The sequence below is a fragment of the Lysobacter sp. Root690 genome (assembly GCF_001427785.1).
Taxonomy (GTDB): Bacteria; Pseudomonadota; Gammaproteobacteria; order Xanthomonadales; family Xanthomonadaceae; genus Lysobacter.
Window position 1 is genome coordinate 849,516 of sequence record NZ_LMHM01000001.1, and the last position, 18,396, is coordinate 867,911.

At 66.6% G+C, this 18,396-nt stretch carries 10 protein-coding genes; 2 read left to right on the forward strand and 8 right to left on the reverse strand.

Annotated elements, in window-relative coordinates; genetic code table 11:
* Positions 1-54 precede the first annotated feature (54 nt).
* From ASD86_RS03710 to ASD86_RS03745, 8 genes are all read right to left on the reverse strand, one after another.
* On the reverse strand, positions 55-2,277 hold the full coding sequence (locus tag ASD86_RS03710; protein WP_157476087.1) for a carbohydrate binding family 9 domain-containing protein: 2,223 nt from the start codon (positions 2,275-2,277) through the stop codon (positions 55-57).
* The gene (locus ASD86_RS03715; RefSeq protein ID WP_056106894.1) at positions 2,277-3,845 is read right to left on the reverse strand and encodes a glycosyltransferase family 87 protein; all 1,569 of its coding nucleotides are present in this window, start codon (positions 3,843-3,845) and stop codon (positions 2,277-2,279) included. Before ASD86_RS03715 ends, ASD86_RS03710 begins: the two co-directional genes overlap by 1 nt.
* Before the next feature lie 108 nt (positions 3,846-3,953).
* On the reverse strand, positions 3,954-4,712 hold the full coding sequence (locus ASD86_RS03720; protein ID WP_046658196.1) for an HAD family hydrolase: 759 nt from the start codon (positions 4,710-4,712) through the stop codon (positions 3,954-3,956).
* Positions 4,709-6,787, reverse strand: coding sequence for a glycosyltransferase 87 family protein (locus ASD86_RS03725; RefSeq protein WP_157476089.1), 2,079 nt, complete (start codon positions 6,785-6,787; stop codon positions 4,709-4,711). Before ASD86_RS03725 ends, ASD86_RS03720 begins: the two co-directional genes overlap by 4 nt.
* Complete coding sequence (locus tag ASD86_RS03730) at positions 6,784-7,368, reverse strand: phosphatidylinositol-specific phospholipase C/glycerophosphodiester phosphodiesterase family protein (protein WP_056106899.1); 585 nt, start codon at positions 7,366-7,368, stop codon at positions 6,784-6,786. Before ASD86_RS03730 ends, ASD86_RS03725 begins: the two co-directional genes overlap by 4 nt.
* Positions 7,365-8,570 (reverse strand): glycosyltransferase, encoded by a 1,206-nt coding sequence (locus tag ASD86_RS25720; protein ID WP_162253605.1) that lies wholly within the window; start codon positions 8,568-8,570, stop codon positions 7,365-7,367. Before ASD86_RS25720 ends, ASD86_RS03730 begins: the two co-directional genes overlap by 4 nt.
* Positions 8,567-10,225 carry an NTP transferase domain-containing protein gene (locus ASD86_RS03740; RefSeq protein WP_056106901.1) on the reverse strand — a complete coding sequence of 553 codons (1,659 nt, stop codon included), beginning with the start codon at positions 10,223-10,225 and terminating at the stop codon, positions 8,567-8,569. Before ASD86_RS03740 ends, ASD86_RS25720 begins: the two co-directional genes overlap by 4 nt.
* Before the next feature lie 35 nt (positions 10,226-10,260).
* On the reverse strand, positions 10,261-11,274 hold the full coding sequence (locus tag ASD86_RS03745; protein ID WP_200957181.1) for a class II aldolase/adducin family protein: 1,014 nt from the start codon (positions 11,272-11,274) through the stop codon (positions 10,261-10,263).
* Between the two features lie 426 nt (positions 11,275-11,700).
* Here ASD86_RS03745 and ASD86_RS03750 point away from each other — a divergent pair, with 426 nt between their 5' ends.
* Positions 11,701-15,054 carry a non-ribosomal peptide synthetase gene (locus tag ASD86_RS03750; protein WP_082578019.1) on the forward strand — a complete coding sequence of 1,118 codons (3,354 nt, stop codon included), beginning with the start codon at positions 11,701-11,703 and terminating at the stop codon, positions 15,052-15,054.
* Positions 15,051-18,395 carry a non-ribosomal peptide synthetase gene (locus ASD86_RS03755; RefSeq protein ID WP_056106907.1) on the forward strand — a complete coding sequence of 1,115 codons (3,345 nt, stop codon included), beginning with the start codon at positions 15,051-15,053 and terminating at the stop codon, positions 18,393-18,395. Before ASD86_RS03750 ends, ASD86_RS03755 begins: the two co-directional genes overlap by 4 nt.
* Position 18,396: the final 1 nt, after the last annotated feature.

Sequence of the window (18,396 nt, forward strand, 5' to 3'; positions counted from 1 at the left end):
CAGGCCGACTTGCGCCGGCCTGTTCGTGGATAGCCATCGTTGTCGCGCGAGCAATCAGAAATTGAACAAATAGCTGAACTTCATGAAAAGCTGCTTGCCGGTGTGCAGGTCGAGATCGCGCGTGGGAATGACGATGTTCGGGTTCTGGTTGATGCGCAGGTTCTTCTGCTGGTCGGTATAGCCCAGGTAGAACGAGGTGCCCGGGTTCGGCGAGTAGCTGACCAGCAAGTCGGTGACCAGGGTCTTGTCGCGCGGAATCAGGAACAGGTCGGTGTTGCTGTCGAGTGCGCGGTAATCGAAGATCACGTGCGCGGCCCAGAAGCGGCTGAACTGGTACTTGACCTTGGTGCGCGACTGAATGCCGCGGAACACCTTGGCATCCGATTCGTTGCCGGCGATGGAATACTGCGTGCGCAATTCGTCCCAGATGAAGGACTGGTCGATGCGAAGCTGAGCGAACGGACTCACCGTCAGCTTGATGATCGCCTGGCGCTGGTCGCCTAGGAACGGCTCCACGCCCGCGGCCGGCAGGTAGTTGATCTTATCGCGGACGATGATCTTGGCCTCGGCGGTCAGCCAGCGCCACCACTCGGTGCTGGCGCCCAGGGTGAAGCCGTCCATGTAGAACTTCTTGCCGCCGAAGTATTCGAAACCGCGGATCAGGCTGCCTTCGAACTTGGTCTGCAGCAGGCCGTTGACCACGAAGCCGGGTTCGAAATTCCAGTCCTGCACTTCACCGTCCTGGTCCCAGGTGTGCTGGGCGAGCAGGGTCGGACCCATGTTGATGAGCCACGGCGCATCGGGGAACTGCTTGAGATAGGACGACTTCTGATAGAACTGGCGGATGTTCACCCGCGGCACAAAGCCGAGCTGCGATTCGAAGTTGTCGGTGGCGTCGAAGTACTGGCCGTCGAAGTTGAAATCGCGGCCGCCGCGGATCGCCTGCAGGAACACCATGCGTCCGTCGTAATCGAGATTGTTGGCGCCTTCGGACTCGCTGCGGGCGAGCTGGCCGTTGACGCTCCAGTTGTCGTTCAACTTCACCCGCGAATCGACGCCGAACACGCGGTTGAACTGGTCGCCGACGGTGCGGTCGGTCAGCATGACGCCGACGTTGGACTGCTGGCCGATGTCGCGCTGCACGCGCGCCACGCCGATGTTGCCGGTCTTGCCGAAGTCGTCGCCGAGCACGGTCAGGCCGGCGGATTCGTCGTCCATCAACAACCCGCCGACCGCCCAACGGCCCAGACGTCCGGACACGCGCGCGCCGTACTGCGGATTGACGATCCGGCGCGAGTAGAACAGCGGCACCGGCAGGCCGAAGATGCCGCTGTTCTCGAGGAAGAATGGCCGCTTCTCGAGGAAGTTCTGTTCGTAGCGCTCGTTGACGATGACCTGCGGCTCGTCGGTCTCGACTTCGCTGAAATCGGGGTTGACGGTGAGGTCGACCGCGATCGAATCCTTGATCACGAACTTGGCGTCGACGCCCAGCTCGCTGCGCTCATGCCGGCGCATCGAGGGGTCGCCGGCCGAATTAACGCCCAAGGTGCGCGCGTCGCGGTAGGTCAGGTGCGGAATGACCTGGATGTTGCGGCCGGGCTGGATCGAATCGTCGATACGCGCGTGCGCGAACTGGGCGACGAAGCCTTCCTTGCGCTCGGTGATGTAGGGCCAATAGACGAATTCGTTGGTGCGCGGAATGATCCGGTTGACCGCGATGCCCCAGTCCTGCACGTTGCCGCGCTCGAACCGCAGGCTCTTGAACGGGATCTGCATGGTCACGACATAGCCGTCGTCGGTCAGGCGGCCGTCGGAGGTCCACTGGGTGTCGAAGTTGAAGTCGTAGCTCAGGCCCTCGGTGTAGCGGCTGTCCATCTGCGCGCCGTAGGGATTGACCGTGAACACGAACGCACGCTGCTTGTCGTGGTAGGTGTCGAGCATCAGCTGCACGCCGTCGTCGCCGAACACCGCGTCGCGCCGTGCGATGCGCGCACGCACCTGCTTGGGATCGTCCTTGCACACGAACACCACGTACAGGTTGTGGTCGTCGTAGGACAGGTAGGCGCGGGTTTCCAGGGTCGCCGGATTGCCGTCGCCGGGCTTGTTCTGGACGAAGTCCTTGACCTCGATGCCGGCATCGGCGGGAACGCCGCCGACGTAGTCCTCGAGCCTGGGCGCGTGATCCGCGCGCGGAATGTTCAAAGTGTCCTGGGCCTGCGCCGAAAACGCGCTGCCCAACAGCGCGAGCATGACCGCCCACAAAGTATTACGCCGCATCACGTTGCCACCTTCGTATTATCAAGAGAAAAGAAATCGTCGTCGGCCGCCGCGGCGGCCGTGGAATCGTCGTTGCGCCAGGAATGGGTCGCGGCGCCCGCGCGCAGCGCGCGCGGCTTGCGCAGCACCGCCCACACGCACAGCGCCAGCGCGATCACCTGGATCGCCAGGGCCAGCACGATGCGCGTATGCACTTCGGGCAGCTCGATGCCGCCGACCGGAATCACCGCGGTGCACACCAGCCAGCCCAGCACCAGCAGCACGGTCTTGCGCGGCGTGAGCACGGTCGCCGCGGCGATCAGGCTCCACAGCCACATCGGCGCGATCAGGCCGCTGTGATCGGGCAGGAACGGGCTGCGCATGGTCGCAAGGCCCAGCACCGCGACCCACACCGCGGCGCGTTCCAGCCGCGTCATCGACGCGTTGCGCAGGGCCGCGATAATCGTCAGCACCACCGCGATCGCGGTCCACATCCAGGCGACCGTGCCCATGGTCGCGCGGGTCATGCCGTCGAGGCCGAGGATCTTGGCTTTCAGCACCAGCCCCGGCACCGATTGATTGAGCGCGCTGACCCACTCGAGCCCGGGGATCTCCAGAAACGCCCAGGCGTCGCCGCTGGCGATGCGCGGCGCCTGATAGTGGAAGAACGCTTCGAACGGATGCGCGCCGAGCCACAGCCAGGCGATCGCGGTGTACAGCGCCGAGAACGCGAAGGTCCAGATCGCCGCGCGCCAGCGCCGGGTCACCAGCAGATAGATGCCGAGCAGGCCCGGGAACAATTTGAAGATCGCGAACCCGAGCAGCGCCCCGCCGACGGCGTTGCGGCCGCGCTCGAACTGGATCATCGCCAGCACCGACATCGCGATCGCGGCGAGCTGGAAATTGCCGACCTGCAAGGTCACCAGGATCGGGCTCGACAACATCACCGCCGGAATCAGCAGCCATGCGCGGCGACCGACGCCGGCGCCGATCCAGCGCGCCAACGACCACAACGCGGCCATCGTGATCGCCGCTTCCAGGCCGAACCACACCGCGCGCATGCTGTAGAAATCGCCGCCGAGCAACAGCCCCAGTTCCGGCAGCAGCACGAACTGCGGCAAGTACATGAACTCGTCAAGCTTGATATGGTCGACCGAGCCGGTGTACAGCGCAGTGTCGTAGAGATTGGCCACGCCTTCGCGCGCCAGTTCGGCCGCCTGCCAATACGCCGAATAACAGCTATGGCCGATGTAGAACGGGTCGAACCAGAACGCCGAGAATTCCGGGTGCTTGGCGTCGGCCATGTACCAGGCCACGCCGAGGGTTCGCGCGATCGCCAGCAGACCGACCACCAGCAACACCACGCTCGCCAATGCATGCTTGCGGCGTTGTCCGTCCCAGTGCGCCGGCAGACGCCGCGCCAGCGGCAACCACGCCGCCGCGAACGGCACCGCGGCGACGATCAGCGCGATCGCGAACGACAGGCCGAATCCGGCCAGCGCGGACGCCAGCATCGGCCAGCCCAGCGCCAGCACCAACGCCGCGGCGGCGTGTCGTTCCAGGGAAATCTTTCCGACTGCGGTGTTCATCGTGGCGCGGACTCCTTGCGCTGATCGCCGCGATTCGCGGCGCGGTCGCGGGCCGGGCCCGCAAGCGGCGACGGCATGGCTACCGCGGCGTCAGGCGCCCGCGGACGCTCAACGTTTCTGGATGCCATCGACCTTCCCCGAGAAAAAGTAGTGATGCAGTTCTGTGAAATCGTCGAATTCGACATCGCAGCCGGTGCCCTTGGCTTCGTGGCTGCGGTCCACCCGCAACAGCGTGCTGATGCCGAACGGACGCGCGCCGGCGATGTCGTTGACCGGGTGATCGCCGATCATCCAGATCTGCGCCGGGTCGATGCCGAGCTTGTCGATCGCCAGCCGGAACGGCGCTTCCTGCGGCTTGTCGGCGCCGGCCTCCTCGGAGGTCACTACGTAGTCGAAGCAGTCGTCCAGGCCGAAGTAGATGATCTTGCGGAACTGAATCTGCGAGGTCAGGTCGGTGATGATCGCCGTGCCGATGCCGCTGCTGCGCAAGGCCAGCAGGAATTCGCGCACCCCGGGAAACAGCTCGCAGTGGGCGAGGAAGGTGCGCCAGTAGGTCTGCTCGAGATCGAGCGTGATCACCAGCTGGGTCTTGCGCCCGAGGATCTCGATGCCGCGCTGGAAATACAGCAGGCGGCTGTGCGAACTGGCGGTCTTGCCGAGCTGGCGCTTGACGTCCTCGCGCGCTTGCGCGAACGCGTTGCGCACCTCGCCCGGGTCGACCCCGAGCAACCGCACCGCCTTGCTTTCCGCCGCCGCCAACGCCTGGGTATGCGGATGGTCGTAGGCATACAAGGTGTTGTCGGTGTCGAAAATAATCGCCTGCGGCGCGCGCAGGACCTTGTCCGAGTTGTGAATTCTCAGGGTCATTTGATCCGGCTCTTCAACGATTCTTCGATCTGGATCAGGACCAGCAATTGCATGATCCCGCTCATGCCGTCCTCCCATTGAGGGTGGATATCGAGCATTTCCTGCAGGCCGGGCACCAACTGCCGCGCGGCCATGGCGATGTCTTCGGCGGCGACTTCGCCTTCGATGGTCATTTCGACTTCGCGCCCGTCTTCCGAGGGCTGCACGTCCAAGTGCAAGCCGCAGATACCAATCAAAATCCGCGCCATGCGCTCGTGCGAGGTGCCGTTGCGGATCAGCGCGACCAGCTTGAGCCGCACCTGGCCCATCGCGGTGCTGGACTCGAGCTGATGCGCGTTGACCGGCGCGAGCCTGAGCACCAGGCCGGCGTCGCGGCGCTGCGGATGGATGTGCAGACGCGAATCGGCCATGCGTTTCTCGATCGAGGCCAGCACCGTGGCCAACGCATGACCGCGCTGATGCACATCGCGCTCGATCTTCCAGGCCCGGCGCAGCTCTTCGTCCACATCGAGGAAGATGCTGACGTCGAAACGCTCGCGCAGCCGCTGCATGTGCAGCGCGTGCAGGCCCGAGGCGATCACCACGTCGTTCTTGTCGAGCAGGGTCGGCGGAGTGAAGCGGCCGGCGCCGTGATCGTAGCGGCGGCACATGATCGCCTTGCCGTCCATCAACGCCAGCACGTCGTTGTTGAAACGCTGCAGATCGTTGGCGCGTGGGTTGAGGTGGGTCAGGCCCTTCCACATCGGCGCGTAGCGGTCCCAGACGTGGTAGTCGTCGCCCGACACGTGCACGACCGAGTGCTCGCCGAAGATTCCGGCCAGCGCGCGGCTCAAGGTGTCCTTGCCCGAACCCGAATCGCCGGCGATGCCGAGCGTCACCGGCTTCTGGCCGATGCGGTAGTAATCGTTGCGCGACACCCGCTCGCGCAGCATCTGCACCAGCAAGACCAGGCCGGCGGCGACCAGCAAGGTGTAGCCGAGCGAATGCAGGTGCGGACTCATCAGCGCGCCGAGCCGCGCAATGGCCGGCGCCGGATCCAGACCGAGCAGCGGCAACGACGCGCCGCTGGAATAGATCAGATGCATGCCGATCAGCAGCGCCGAGAACATGCCGGTCAGCAAGCGCGCGCTGCGATCGCTGTACAGCTGATGCGCGACCAGGAACGGCACCAGCCACAGATACCAGCCCGGCGGCGCCGGCGTGGCCAGCACCACCAGGAAGAACGACAGGCCGATCGCGGCGATCAGCAGTTCGAAACTGATCCGACGCAGCCGCCACAGTCCGTACACCGCCAGCAGGTACAGCAGCGGAGTCAGGTACAGGCGCAGGCCGTTGCCCAAAGGCAGGGCGAGATCGAACAGACGCAGCGATTCGGGCGTACCGAACACCATGCGCACGAAGCCCGGCGAGGCCAGCCAAGGCACCACCGAAATCAATGCGGTCGCGCCGCAGGCGATCGCGAACGGCCGCATCAGTCCGCGCAGGCGCTTGTTGCGCCACAGATAGATCGCCACGAACGGCGCGGCGAGCAGCATGCTGAACTTCGCCGCCAGCGCCAGCCCGAGCGCGACGCCGCCCAGACGCACGCGGTACTGGCGCAGCAGCAGCAGCGACCACAGCACCAGCGCGACCGGCACGATATCGGTCTGACCGTTCCAGTAGGTCACATACAGCGCGATCGGCGACCACCAGTACAGCCACAGCAACAGCCGCGGCCGCTCCGGCCACAGCCGCGACAGCAGGTACAAGGTCGCGATGTCGGCGCCAAGCAGACCGAGGCGGAAGCCCATGCCGGTGAAATAGTCCGATCCGCTCAACGCCGCGGCGATCATGCCCAGCGCGGTGCCGGGCAGATGCGCCAGCAGCATCGCCGGCCCGTACGGATAGGCCATCGGATCGCCGCCGGCGGCGAGGAAACTCGACCACGGGTCCAGCGATGGCTGCGCGATCGCGTGCTGCACGAACGGCACGAACCAAGCCTGCTGGATCTGCGGCACGAGCAAGACCACCAACGCGACCTTGAACAACAGGCCGAGTCGGAATACGGGATCGCGCCAGATCCGGTTCGCGTTCATCGCCAAAGCGCGGGCTCCTTGGTGCAGACCGCTTCGGCGGCGATGCCTTCGCGCGCCAGCAGCGCGCGCAGTTCGGCGATTTCCTCGCTGGCGCGTCCCTGCAGTTCCGGCGACACCAGACACAGCTTGAAACCGGCGTCCTGCAGGCGTCGCGCCTGCGCGCCGTCGAGCGGGAAACGGGTGAAGCAATCGACCCAGACCCAATCGATCTGTCCGGCCAGGCTCAGCGCGGTGTCGATCGATTCGAATTCCGACACCCGCACCGCGCAGCGCGATTCGCCGCGCCTGGCGGTGCGCACCAGGAACGGGAACGACTGATCGAGGAAGAAATAGTTCTCGATGCCGCGTTCACGCATCAGCGCGATCAGCCGGTCCTCCAGCCCCTCTTCCTTGACGTTGAGGATCAGCAGGCCGTGGCGATAGCCGTCGAGCCAATCCTCGAAGCGTTCGCCGTCGACGAAGGCGTCGTGATGGATGATCAGATCCTCGCCGCGGCTGCGCAGATCCAGTTCGATACCCAGGTCCTGCGGCGTGGCGCGCAGTTCGTCCAGGGTGTTGCGGCGGTGGCGGACGATGATCATGCGCGCTCCTGCAGGCCTTGACGCAGGCGCAGACTGAAATCGACGGTGCGCTTGATGAAGCGCAGCTTGGCTTGCCAGTTCACGTTCCAATGCGAGCTGCCGTGCGCGCGTTCGCCGAAGCGCACCGCGAAGCGCTGCACGCGCAGACCCTCGCGCAGGGCCTGGTAATAGGCGTACAGATCCAGGGCGAAATCGTGCGGCGGCTCGCGCCAGCGTTCGAAGAAAGCGCGCGGAAACAGCGTGGGCTGCGCATTGATGTCCCACATGCGCCGGCTCATCAGCACGGTCTCGAACACCGACATGCCGACGGTGAAGGCGACATCGGCGGCCGGACGACCGTAGCGGCGGCCCTTGACGAACAGACGCGTCGGATCGGCGGCCTGGTCAGCGGCCTGGTCGTACAGCGCCAGCCCGCGCAAGGCGTCCTGCGGATCGGTCTGCATGTCGGCGTGGGTCCAGCCGAGCACGTCGCCGCGCGCCGCGCGCAGGCCGGTCAAAATACCGTAGCCGTAGCCCTGGTTGACCTCGACCCGCACGCTACGGATACGTTCCTGCCCGGCCAGCAGCCGCGCCAGCACCGCCGGCGAATCGTCGGTCGAGCCGTTGTCGACCAGCACCACTTCGGCGCGGTCGTCGAGAAAGGTTTCGCGCAGGCGCGCGACCAGCAACGGCAGATTGGCCGCTTCGTTGTAGCAAGGGATCACCAGCGACAGGCTCAGCCGCGCCGCGCCATCGGCGCGCGCGGGCGTCGCCATGGTCGCCTGCACCGGAGCGTTCGCGCCGGCATCGCCCGCGCCAAACACGAACAACTTCAAACCGACGAAGTTCATCGCCGCCGACACTCCGGTCGCGGCCACGAAGGCCGAGGCCAGCGCGATCTCGCCGCGTCCGAGCACCGCCAGCACCAACGAGTTAACCACCACGTTCGCGGCCAGCGCGATCAGGTATACGGCGATGAAGCTCAGCAGTTCGCGCCGGCGCCATTGCGCGCCTACGCGGAAGGTGAAGCTGCGATTGGCGAAGTAGCCGAACACCGCGCCGGCGATGTAGCCCGCGGTCTTGGCCGGATGCACCGCGATCGCCAGCGCCAGCAGCCCGCGATAGACCGCGAAGTCGATCACCACCGAGGTGACGCCGACCAGCACGAACCGCGCGAGTTCGCCGCGCAGCCTGCCCGATGCGGCGGTGGACAGCGCATTCACCACGTCGCGCGCTCCGGTTGGCGCATGCGGAAGCGCTCGGCCAGCGCCGCGCGCGCCGGCTCGGCGATGCGCGGGTCGTGCTCGATCCGGTACGGATGCACCGGCCATTTGTGGAAACACGATTGCCAGTATTCGTAGGTGCGCAGATCGTCCGGCGTGCCCCAGCACAGGTAGTGCGAGACCTCGAACACCCGCACCTTCAAGCCCAGCGCGAGCGCGTCGTTGATGCAGGTGTCGACGTAGAACTCGCCGTTGACGCGGCCGTCGCGGGCGATCATCGCCTCGGCGGCGGCGGCGAAATCGCCGGCGCGGCGGAAGGTGAAGGTGCCCAGCACGATCGGATCGCGCGCCGGATCGGCCAGCGGCTGCTTGACCGAGACCGAGCGCACCGCGCCGTCGGCTTCATCGACCCAGCCGTAATGCGTCGGCCGCCGCGCCGCGCCGGGATAGCCGCGCGCGACCCACACCAGCACGTCGGCGTCGGCATCGTCGAGCAGCAGCGACAGCGCCTGCGCATCGAACACCGCGCCGTTGTCGCAAGCACCGATGGTCAACGGCTGCTGCGGATCGATCCCGTCCAGGCCGAGCAGGCAGGTACGCGCCTGGCCGTCGGTGACCCGCTCCAGATCGATCAGCACGCAATCGGGAAAGCGGCTGCGCAGCGCTTCGGCGATGCGGCCGCGGCCGGGAATGTCGCGGCGCTGCACGAACACGCGTTGCGCCGGCTCAGGCAGATCGCGCGCGGCCTGCACCACCATCGGTTCGCCGGATACGTCGATCAACGGCTTGGGATCGGCATAACCTTCGGCGCTGAAACGCGAGCCCAGTCCAGCCATCGGCACCATCACCGCGCCGCGCTGGCGCGGCGGCGGGTGCGCGCGCGCCGGATCGGCCAGGCCGCGGAACGCGCCCGACCAGTAGCGGTATTCCTCCAGGTCCTGCGGCGTGCCCCACTGCATGAAGTGGTTGAGTTCGTAAACCGCGATGCGGCGGCCGTCTTCCAGCATCGGCTTGTAGGCCAGGCTGACATAACGTTCGCCCCCCACGATCAAATCCGGCCGCGCCATCGTGCGTTCGAACGCGTCGCGCATCAGCGCGCCGGAGCCGAAGTAATAGGTGCCGCTGGAGGCGAATTCGCTGCGCGGCTGATCGGTGTAGGGCTGTTTTTCCTGGATGTCGAGCACCCGCCCGCGGTCGCTGCGCACGTAGGCGTAGTTGGTCGAACCCATCATGTGCGGGTGGAAGCCGGTGTAGCAGGGGATCGCGCCGTCGCAGCCGCTGCTCAGCACGAAATCCTTGAAATCCGCGTAATCCCAGCTGCAGGTGAAATCGCAGTAATTGACCACCGTCGGCTCGGCCGGATCGATGTGATCGATGGCCTGCAACACCGCGTTGACCGGCCCGAGCTTGTGCGGCGCAATGCCGACGACGCGGCCGGTCGGGCAGTACTGCGCCAGTTGTTCGGCCATGCGGTACGACGGTTCGTCCAGATGCTCCTGGTTGCAGATGAAGACGAACTGGGTTTCGCCCGGAAACAGGTCGATGACGTGAGCGATGATCGGCTTGCCGTCGACTTCGATCAGCGGCTTGGGCACGCGATAGCCCGCGCGCCTGAAGCGTTCGCCGAAACCGGACATGGGAACTACGATCTGCATGGATTCCTTCCGTGGATCTGTTCGCGATGGATGGATCAGTTGTGTGTCCGCACCAGCGAACGTCGGTATTTCTCGGCTTCCCAGTCGATCAGCGCGGCCACGTCGGCCTCGCCCAACCGCACCAGGCCGTCGTCCTCGCACACCCGCAGCGTGACCAGCGCCAGGCACTGCAACATCGCCTGCGCGCCGTCCGACAGCCCCGGCACGGTCAACACGCCGGCGCCGGGCACCAGCGCGAACGCCGGCGCGACGCCGCTGTCGCCGGTGGTGCGTTCGACCGCTTGCGACAAAGATTCGCCCTCGCCCACCACCGCCGCGCAGTGCCCCAGAAACACCGCGTGATCGGGGTACAGCACGCCGTCGCGCGCGATCTGCAACGCTTGCGCATCGGTCGCCAGCCCATGCACCGATTCGGTGCCCGGCAGCGCCCACTGCAAATCATTGACCGCAGCCAGTCGCTGCGGCTGCGACGGCGGCGCGACCCGTTCGACGATCGCCACGCGGCGTTCGACCTCGGCCAGCAATGCATCGGCCTGAACGCGGTCGTTCGCGCCGATCACCAGACCGTGATTGGCCAGCACCAGTACGTCCGGCGCGCGCGTGGACAGCACTTGCGCGACCGCGCGGGTCAAGGGATAGCCAGGCCGTTGATACGGAATCCACGCCCAGTCGAGGCCATCGAGCAATCTCGCCAGCTGCGCTTGCGCGCGTGTGCGTATAGCCCACGCGATGGTGTTCACCGAGTGCACATGGACCACCAGCGGATGCGGCAGCAGTGCATGCAGCGAGGTTTCGATCGACGGACGCAGCGCAAGACCGCTGCCGAGCTGAGTCAGACGGGCTTCGCCATCCTCGTGGCGCAGCGCGTCGCGCACCTTAGCTAATGGCAGCGGGACGAAGATGTCGCGCTCGCGCGCATGCGCAAGCCACGTGCCTGAAGCCTTCACCCACAGCACATCATCGCGTTTAAGCGATGTGTTGCCGCCACCACCCTGCACCAACAACGGATCGGCGCCGATCCGCGCGGACAGGTCGATTAGATCGGTCAAAAAGTCGATGTTGGCCACATCACCCACCCATGGGCAATGCTCGTTTCCGGCACCTCAAGTGCCTGTATGAACAGCCATTCCATGCATAGCCCCCCGGCTAAAAAAAACTCCTGAAATCCCCTTAACGCAGCGGTATTTGAGAATCGGACGCCCCCGTCCGTTCCCTGCAGCGCGCCGTTGGTCGGCACCGTAATCGTTTCCCCTGCCGAGAATTCAAGGTCTCGACAACCGATTGCGGCCCGCTTTGTGCCTAAGCCCCGTTATGTGGATAGGATATACGCGGGGGGCACAGCCAACAGCATGCCTAGGATGATAGCGGCCACATGCCGTGCGTAACAACATCTCATGGTTTGCGAATAGTGCGTGCCATAAAAACGCCGACAGGGTAGGTCGGCTGACGAGAGTCGTCACAAGGAAGGTAGAGGGATGAGCGAGATTGACCATCGCATCGCAGGGTTGTCCCCGGCGAAGCGGGAACTGCTGCGCCAGATCGCGGCACGCCAACGCGGTAGCAACCAGATTCAAGCCCGGCCACGGCCCGAGCGGATCCCGCTGACCTTCGGTCAGCGCCGCCTGTGGTGGCTGGACCAGTTCACGCCCGGCATGACCGCGTACAACTCACCGGCCGCGCTGTGGCTGGACGGCACGCTCGATCGCGATGCGCTGCATGCCGCGGTACAGGCACTGGCCGATCGCCACGAAGCGCTGCGCACGGTGTACCGCAAGCACGACGGCGAACCGTTCCAGAAAATTCTCGACCAGGTGCAGGCGCCGTGGCGCGAATTGCGCGCCGACGGCGCGACGCCGCAGGCGCGGCGCGAGGCCGCGCTCGACATCGCGCGCGCCGAAATCCGCGGCACCTTCGACCTGAGCGCCGACGCGATGCTGCGCGCGGCCTTGATCGAAGTCGAACCGCAATTGCATCTGTTGGTGCTGACCTTCCACCACATCGCCATCGATGGCTGGTCGATCAGCAAGCTGCTCGACGAGATGTACACGGTCTACAACGCGCGCCTGGCCGGCGAAGCGCCGAAGCTCGACGCGCTGCCGCTGCAGATCGCCGACATCGCGCTGTGGCAGCAGGAAACCCTCGGCGAAACCGGCCTACAGCCCCAGCTCGACTACTGGCGCGAGCGCCTGACTGGCGCTGCGACCACGCTGGATCTGCCGGCCGATCGCCCGCGTCCGGCGGTGCAGAGTTTCCGCGGCGCGCTGTACCGGGTCGAGATTCCGGCCGCGCTCAACGAACGCATCGAAGCCTTCGCGCGCGAGAGCAAATCGACCCTGTCGATGGTGTTCATGGCCGCGTACCAAGCGCTGCTCGCGCGCTACACCGGCCAGGACGACATCACCGTCGCGATGGGCATCGCCGGCCGCAACCGGATCGAACTCGAATCGGTGGTCGGCTTCTTCGTCAACACTCTGGCGCTGCGCACCACCTTCGAAGGCGATCCGAGTTTCGCCCAGTTGCTCGAACGCGTGCGCGAAAGCGTGCTGGCGGCGATGGAGAACGGCGACGCGCCGCTGGACAAGGTGCTCGAAAGCCTGCGCCTGCCGCGTTCGTCCAGCCATACGCCGCTGGCGCAGGTGATGTTCTTCTTCCAGAACTACCCCGCGATCGAGTCGGAATTGACCGGCCTGCGGGTCGAATCGATGCAGCTGACCGAGCTGCAGCCGGGCAACGCGCAGGGCGACCTGAGCCTGTTCGTGACCCAGGACGCCAAGCGCGAAATGGTGTTCGAATACAGCACCGATCTGTTCGACGCAGCGCGCATCGAACGCCTGGCCGAGCATCTGCTGACCCTGCTTGAGCATGCGGTCGCCGCGCCGGACACGCGCGTGGCGCAACTGCGCCTGATGAACGACGCCGAGCAAGCCGAACTGGCGCACTGGAACGACACCGTGCGCGAATTGCCCGCGCAGCGCACCTTGTCGACCTTGATCCAGGCGCAGGTCGAACGCACGCCCGACGCGATCGCGCTGAGCTTCGGCGCGCGCGAAATCAGCTATCGCGAACTCGATCGCCGCGCCAATGCGCTCGCGCATGAACTGCGCGCGGCCGGCGTGACCGCCGGCGCGCTGGTCGGGCTGTATGTCGAGCGCACGCCGGAGATGCTGATCGGCCTGCTCGGCATCCTCAAGGCCGGCGGCGCCTACGTGCCGCTGGACCCGACCTACCCGGTCGATCGCCTGGCCTACATGCTGGAAACCTCGGCCTCGCGCGTGCTGGTGACCCAGCGCGAACTCGCGGCCACGCCGCCGGCGGAAGTCGAAAAAGTCGTGCTCGCTGACGCCGACGCGGTGCTCGGCGACAACGCCGATCATCCGCCCGCCGACGGCGCGAGTGAAGACGATCTGGCCTATGTGATCTTCACTTCCGGCTCGACCGGCAAGCCCAAGGGCGTGGAAATCCGCAACCGTTCGGCGGTGAACCTGCTGCGTTCGGTCGCGCGCGAACCCGGCCTGGCCCAGGGCCAGAAGCTGTGCGCGATCAGCACGCTGTCGTTCGACATCGCGCTGTTCGAACTCGTGCTGCCGTTGACCGTCGGCGCGAGTATCGTGCTGGTCGACCGCGACACCGCGCGCGACGGCATGAGCCTGCGCCGCCTGGTCGACAACGCCCATCTCGACGTCATGCAGGCCACTCCGGCCACCTGGCGCATGCTGTTGGAAGTGGGCTGGCGCGGCAACGACACGATCAAGATCATCTCCACCGGCGAAGCGCTACCGCGCGAACTCGCCGACCGCCTGCTGCCGTGCTGCGGCGAGCTGTGGAACCTGTACGGCCCGACCGAAACCACGGTGTATTCGGCGCTGTGCCGCGTGCATGCCGGCGAAGGCCCGATCCTGGTCGGCAAGCCGGTCGACAACACCCAGATCCACATCGTCGACCGCAACATGCAGATGCTGCCGATCGGCGTGCCGGGCGAGTTGCTGATCGGCGGCGACGGCCTGGCCGCGGGATACAGCGGGCGTCCGGATCTGACCGAAGAGAAGTTCATCCCCGATCCGTTCAGCACCGTTGCCGGCGCGCGTTTGTACCGCACCGGCGATCTGGCGCTGTGGCGCCGCGACGGCACGATCGAGGTGATCGGCCGCATCGATCACCAGATCAAGCTGCGCGGTTTCCGCATCGAACTGGGCGAAATCGAATCGGTGCTGGCGCAGTACGACGGCGTCACCCAGGCAGTCGTGCATTGCCGCGAAGACACCCCGGGCGACAAGCGTCTGGTCGCCTACGTCACCGCCGAAGGCGCGGCGCCGGCGTTGGTCGCATTGCGCGATCATCTGCGCGCCGCCCTGCCCGACTACATGGTGCCCAGCGCGTTCGTGGTGCTGGATCAGTTCCCGCTCACCCCGAACGGCAAGGTCGACCGGCGCGCGTTGCCGGCGCCGGAAACCGCGAGCGGCGCGCAGGACGGCGAGGCCGACGTGCTCGCGCCGCGCACGCCCGAGGAAGAAATGCTGGTCGAGCTGTGGCAGCAGTTGCTCAATCTGCGCAGCGTCGATGTGCGGGCGAATTTCTTCGACCTCGGTGGTCATTCGCTGCTCGCCACCCGGCTGCTGTCGCGCATCGATCAGGCCTACGGCGTCGAATTGCCGCTGCGCACCCTGTTCGCGGCGCCGACCCTGGAGCAGCTGGCCGTGTGCGTCGCCGATGCGCGCGCGCAGTTCCAGCCCGACGATCTGGAAGCGCTGCTCGCCAGCCTGGAAAACCTCAGCGACGAAGAAGCGAGCGCGCAGTTGAATGCGTCCTCGCAGCCCGGAGCTTCATCATGAGTGAGCTCGACGCACGTCTGGCCGGCCTGTCGCCGGAAAAACGCGCGCTGCTGTTGCAGCAACTGGGCCGCAAGCAAAGCGCGGCCCCGAAGCAGGATATCGTTCGCCGTCAGCGGCCGGCGCGCCTGCCGCTGTCGTTCGCCCAGCAGCGCCTGTGGATCCTCGACCAGCTCGATCCGGGCTCGGCGGTCTACAACGTGCCGCTGACCCTGTGGCTGCGCGGTCCGCTCGACGCCGCGCTGATCCAGCGCGCGCTCGACGAAATCCTGCGCCGTCACGAAAGCCTGCGTTCGGTCGCCCGCGCCGACGACGACGGCCCGTTCCAGGTGGTGTTGCCGCCGTCGACGGTGCAACTGGCGCAGCAGGACCTGCGCCATCTGGACGAACCGGCGCGCGAAGCGGCGGCGTTCGAACTCGCGCGCGCGCAGGCGGCGCGCTCGTTCGACATCGGCAACGGCCCGCTGTTGAGCGCGTCGCTGAGCCGGCTCGAGGACGAGCGTCACCTGCTGACCGTCAATGCCCATCACATCGCCGTCGACGGCTGGTCGCTCGGCATCGTGCTGGACGAATTGCAGCAGCTGTACGCGGCCTATCGCGGCGAGCGCCCCTCGCCGCTGGCCGAGCCGGCGTTGCAGTACGTCGACTACGCGCTGTGGCAACGCGATCAGTTCGAAAACCAGACCCTGGCCAAGCAGCTCGACTACTGGAAACAGCAGCTGTCCGGGCGCCTGCCGGTGCTGGAATTGCCGGGCGATCGTTCGCGACCGGCCTTGCAGAGCCATCGCGGCCAGGTGTTCCGCGACGCGGTGCCGGCCGAGTTGTACGAAGAGGTGAAGCGCCTGAGCCGGCAGGAAGGCGCGACCGCGTTCATGACCGTGCTGGCCGCGTTCAACACGCTGCTGATGCGCTATTCGGGCCAGTCCGACCAGATCGTCGGCGTCGGCATCGCCAATCGCAATCGCCAGGAACTCGAGTCGCTGGTCGGCTTCTTCGTCAACACCCTGGCGGTGCGCAACGATCTGTCCGGCGATCCGACCTTCCGCGAGTTGCTCGCGCGGGTACGCGACAACACGCTCAACGCCCAGTCCAACCAGGACCTGCCGATCGAACGGCTGATGGAGGAACTGGACCTGGACCGGGCGCTGAGCCATTCGCCGTTGTTCCAGGTGATGCTGTTCTTCCAGAATTTCCCCGGCGAATCCAATCGCGTCTCCGGCCTCGACATGAGCCCGGTGACTTTCGACGCGATCAACCAGGGCACCGCGCGCAACGACCTGTCGCTGTTCGCCAGCGAGCACTTCGGCGCGTTGCAGTTGTTCTTCGAATACGCGACCGATCTGTTCGACGAAGCCACGGTGGCCGCGTTCTCGCGCCATCTGATCCAGTTGCTGCGCGCGGTGGTCGCCGATCCGACCAAGCGCCTGAGCGAAATCGACATCCTCGGCGACGATGAGCGCCGGCAACTGCTGCGCGACTGGAACGACACCGCGCGCGAACTGCCGGCCGATCCGACCCTGCATGCGCTGTTCGAAGCCCAGGCCGCGCGCACGCCCGACGCGATCGCGGTCGAGCAGAACGGCGCGCGCGTGAGCTACGCCGAACTCGACGCGCAAGCCGACGCCATCGCCCGCGCGCTGGTCGCGCACGGCACCGCGCGCGGCGACATGATCGGCCTGTTCGTCGAACGCAGCCCGCGCATGCTCGCGGCGATGCTCGGCGCGCTCAAGGCTGGCGCGGCCTATGTGCCGATGGACCCGAGTTATCCGAGCGAGCGTCTGCGCTTCATGCTCGAGGATGCCGCGCCACGCGTGGTCCTCGGCGAACGCGCCCTGCTCGCGCAGTTGCCGGCATCGACGAGCCCGACCCTCGCGCTCGAGGACGCGCTTGCCGCGCCCGCGGGCGAACGCGTCGCCGCAGGCGTCGGTCCGGACGACATCGCCTATGTGATCTTCACCTCGGGCTCGACCGGCCGTCCGAAGGGTGTGCAGATTCCGCACCGCGCCGCCGCGAACTTCCTGAGCTCGATGGCGCGCGAACCCGGCCTGAGCGCCAGCGACGCGGTCTGCGCGGTGACCACGCTGTCGTTCGACATCGCCCTGCTCGAGCTCATGCTGCCGCTCAGCGTCGGTGCGCGCGTGGTGCTCGCCGATCGCGACACCGTCGGCGACGGCGCCGCTCTGGCGCGCCTGATCGAAAGTTCGACCAGCACTGTCATGCAAGCCACCCCGGCGACGTGGCGCATGTTGCTCGACGCCGGCTGGCGCGGCGCGCCGCACCTGCGCCTGCTGTGCGGCGGCGAAGCGCTGCCGCGCGAACTCGCCGATCGATTGCTGGCGTGCTGCGGCGAGTTGTGGAATCTGTACGGCCCGACCGAGACCACCGTCTGGTCGACGGTCGAACGCGTACGCGCCGGCGAAGAGGCGATCAGCATCGGCACGCCGATCGCCAACACCCAGGTCTACATCGTCGATCGCCAGATGCAGCCGGTTCCGGCCGGTGTGCCCGGCGAATTGCTGATCGGCGGCCTCGGTGTCGCCCGCGGCTATCTCGACCGGCCCGAAATGACCGACGAAAAATTCATCGCCGACCCGTTCGGTGCGAACGCGAACGCGCGCCTGTACCGCACCGGCGATCTCGCCCGCTGGCGTCGCGACGGCCGGCTGGAAGTGCTCGGCCGTATCGATCATCAGGTCAAGCTGCGCGGCTTCCGCATCGAGCTGGGCGAAATCGAATCGGTCCTGGCCGAACAGCCCGACGTGCTACAGGCGGTCGTCATCTGCCGCGAAGACCGTCCCGGCGACAAGCGCCTGGTGGCCTACATCGTGCCGCGCGCGAGCGACACGTTCGACACCGGCGCCGCGCGCGCCGCCGCGCGCCAGCGCCTGCCCGACTACATGCTGCCCTCGGCCTGGGTCGTGCTGGCGCAACTGCCGCTGACCCCGAACGGCAAGGTCGATCGCCTCGCCCTGCCCGCGCCGGAAGCCGGCGCGATCGAAGCCGATCGCTACCTCGCGCCGCGCAACGGCGAGGAAGCCACGCTGGCCGGTCTGTGGGCGGAAGTGCTGGGGCTCCAGCGCGTCAGCATCGACGGCGACTTCTTCGAACTCGGCGGCCACTCGCTGCTCGCGACCCAGCTGGTCACCCGCATCAACAAGGCCTTCGGCGGCGAAACCCCGCTGCGCGCCTTGTTCGAAGCGCCGACCGTGGCCGGCTTCGCGCAGTGGCTGATGCAACAGCGGGTCGACAGCGTCGATGCCGACGATCTGCTCGGCATGCTCGATCAGCTCGAAGGTTTGTCCGACGACGAAATCCAGGCCCTGCTCGCCGACGCCGGCGCTTGAT

What these genes read in the sequence shown, in the direction of transcription:
- ASD86_RS03710 (WP_157476087.1), bottom strand. Translation starts at nt 2,277, where the DNA reads ATGCGGCGTAATACTTTGTGGGCGGTCATGCTCGCGCTGTTGGGCAGC.
- ASD86_RS03715 (WP_056106894.1), bottom strand. Translation starts at nt 3,845, where the DNA reads ATGAACACCGCAGTCGGAAAGATTTCCCTGGAACGACACGCCGCCGCG.
- ASD86_RS03720 (WP_046658196.1), bottom strand. Translation starts at nt 4,712, where the DNA reads ATGACCCTGAGAATTCACAACTCGGACAAGGTCCTGCGCGCGCCGCAG.
- ASD86_RS03725 (WP_157476089.1), bottom strand. Translation starts at nt 6,787, where the DNA reads ATGAACGCGAACCGGATCTGGCGCGATCCCGTATTCCGACTCGGCCTG.
- ASD86_RS03730 (WP_056106899.1), bottom strand. Translation starts at nt 7,368, where the DNA reads ATGATCATCGTCCGCCACCGCCGCAACACCCTGGACGAACTGCGCGCC.
- ASD86_RS03740 (WP_056106901.1), bottom strand. Translation starts at nt 10,225, where the DNA reads ATGCAGATCGTAGTTCCCATGTCCGGTTTCGGCGAACGCTTCAGGCGC.
- ASD86_RS03750 (WP_082578019.1), top strand. Translation starts at nt 11,701, where the DNA reads ATGAGCGAGATTGACCATCGCATCGCAGGGTTGTCCCCGGCGAAGCGG.
- ASD86_RS03755 (WP_056106907.1), top strand. Translation starts at nt 15,051, where the DNA reads ATGAGTGAGCTCGACGCACGTCTGGCCGGCCTGTCGCCGGAAAAACGC.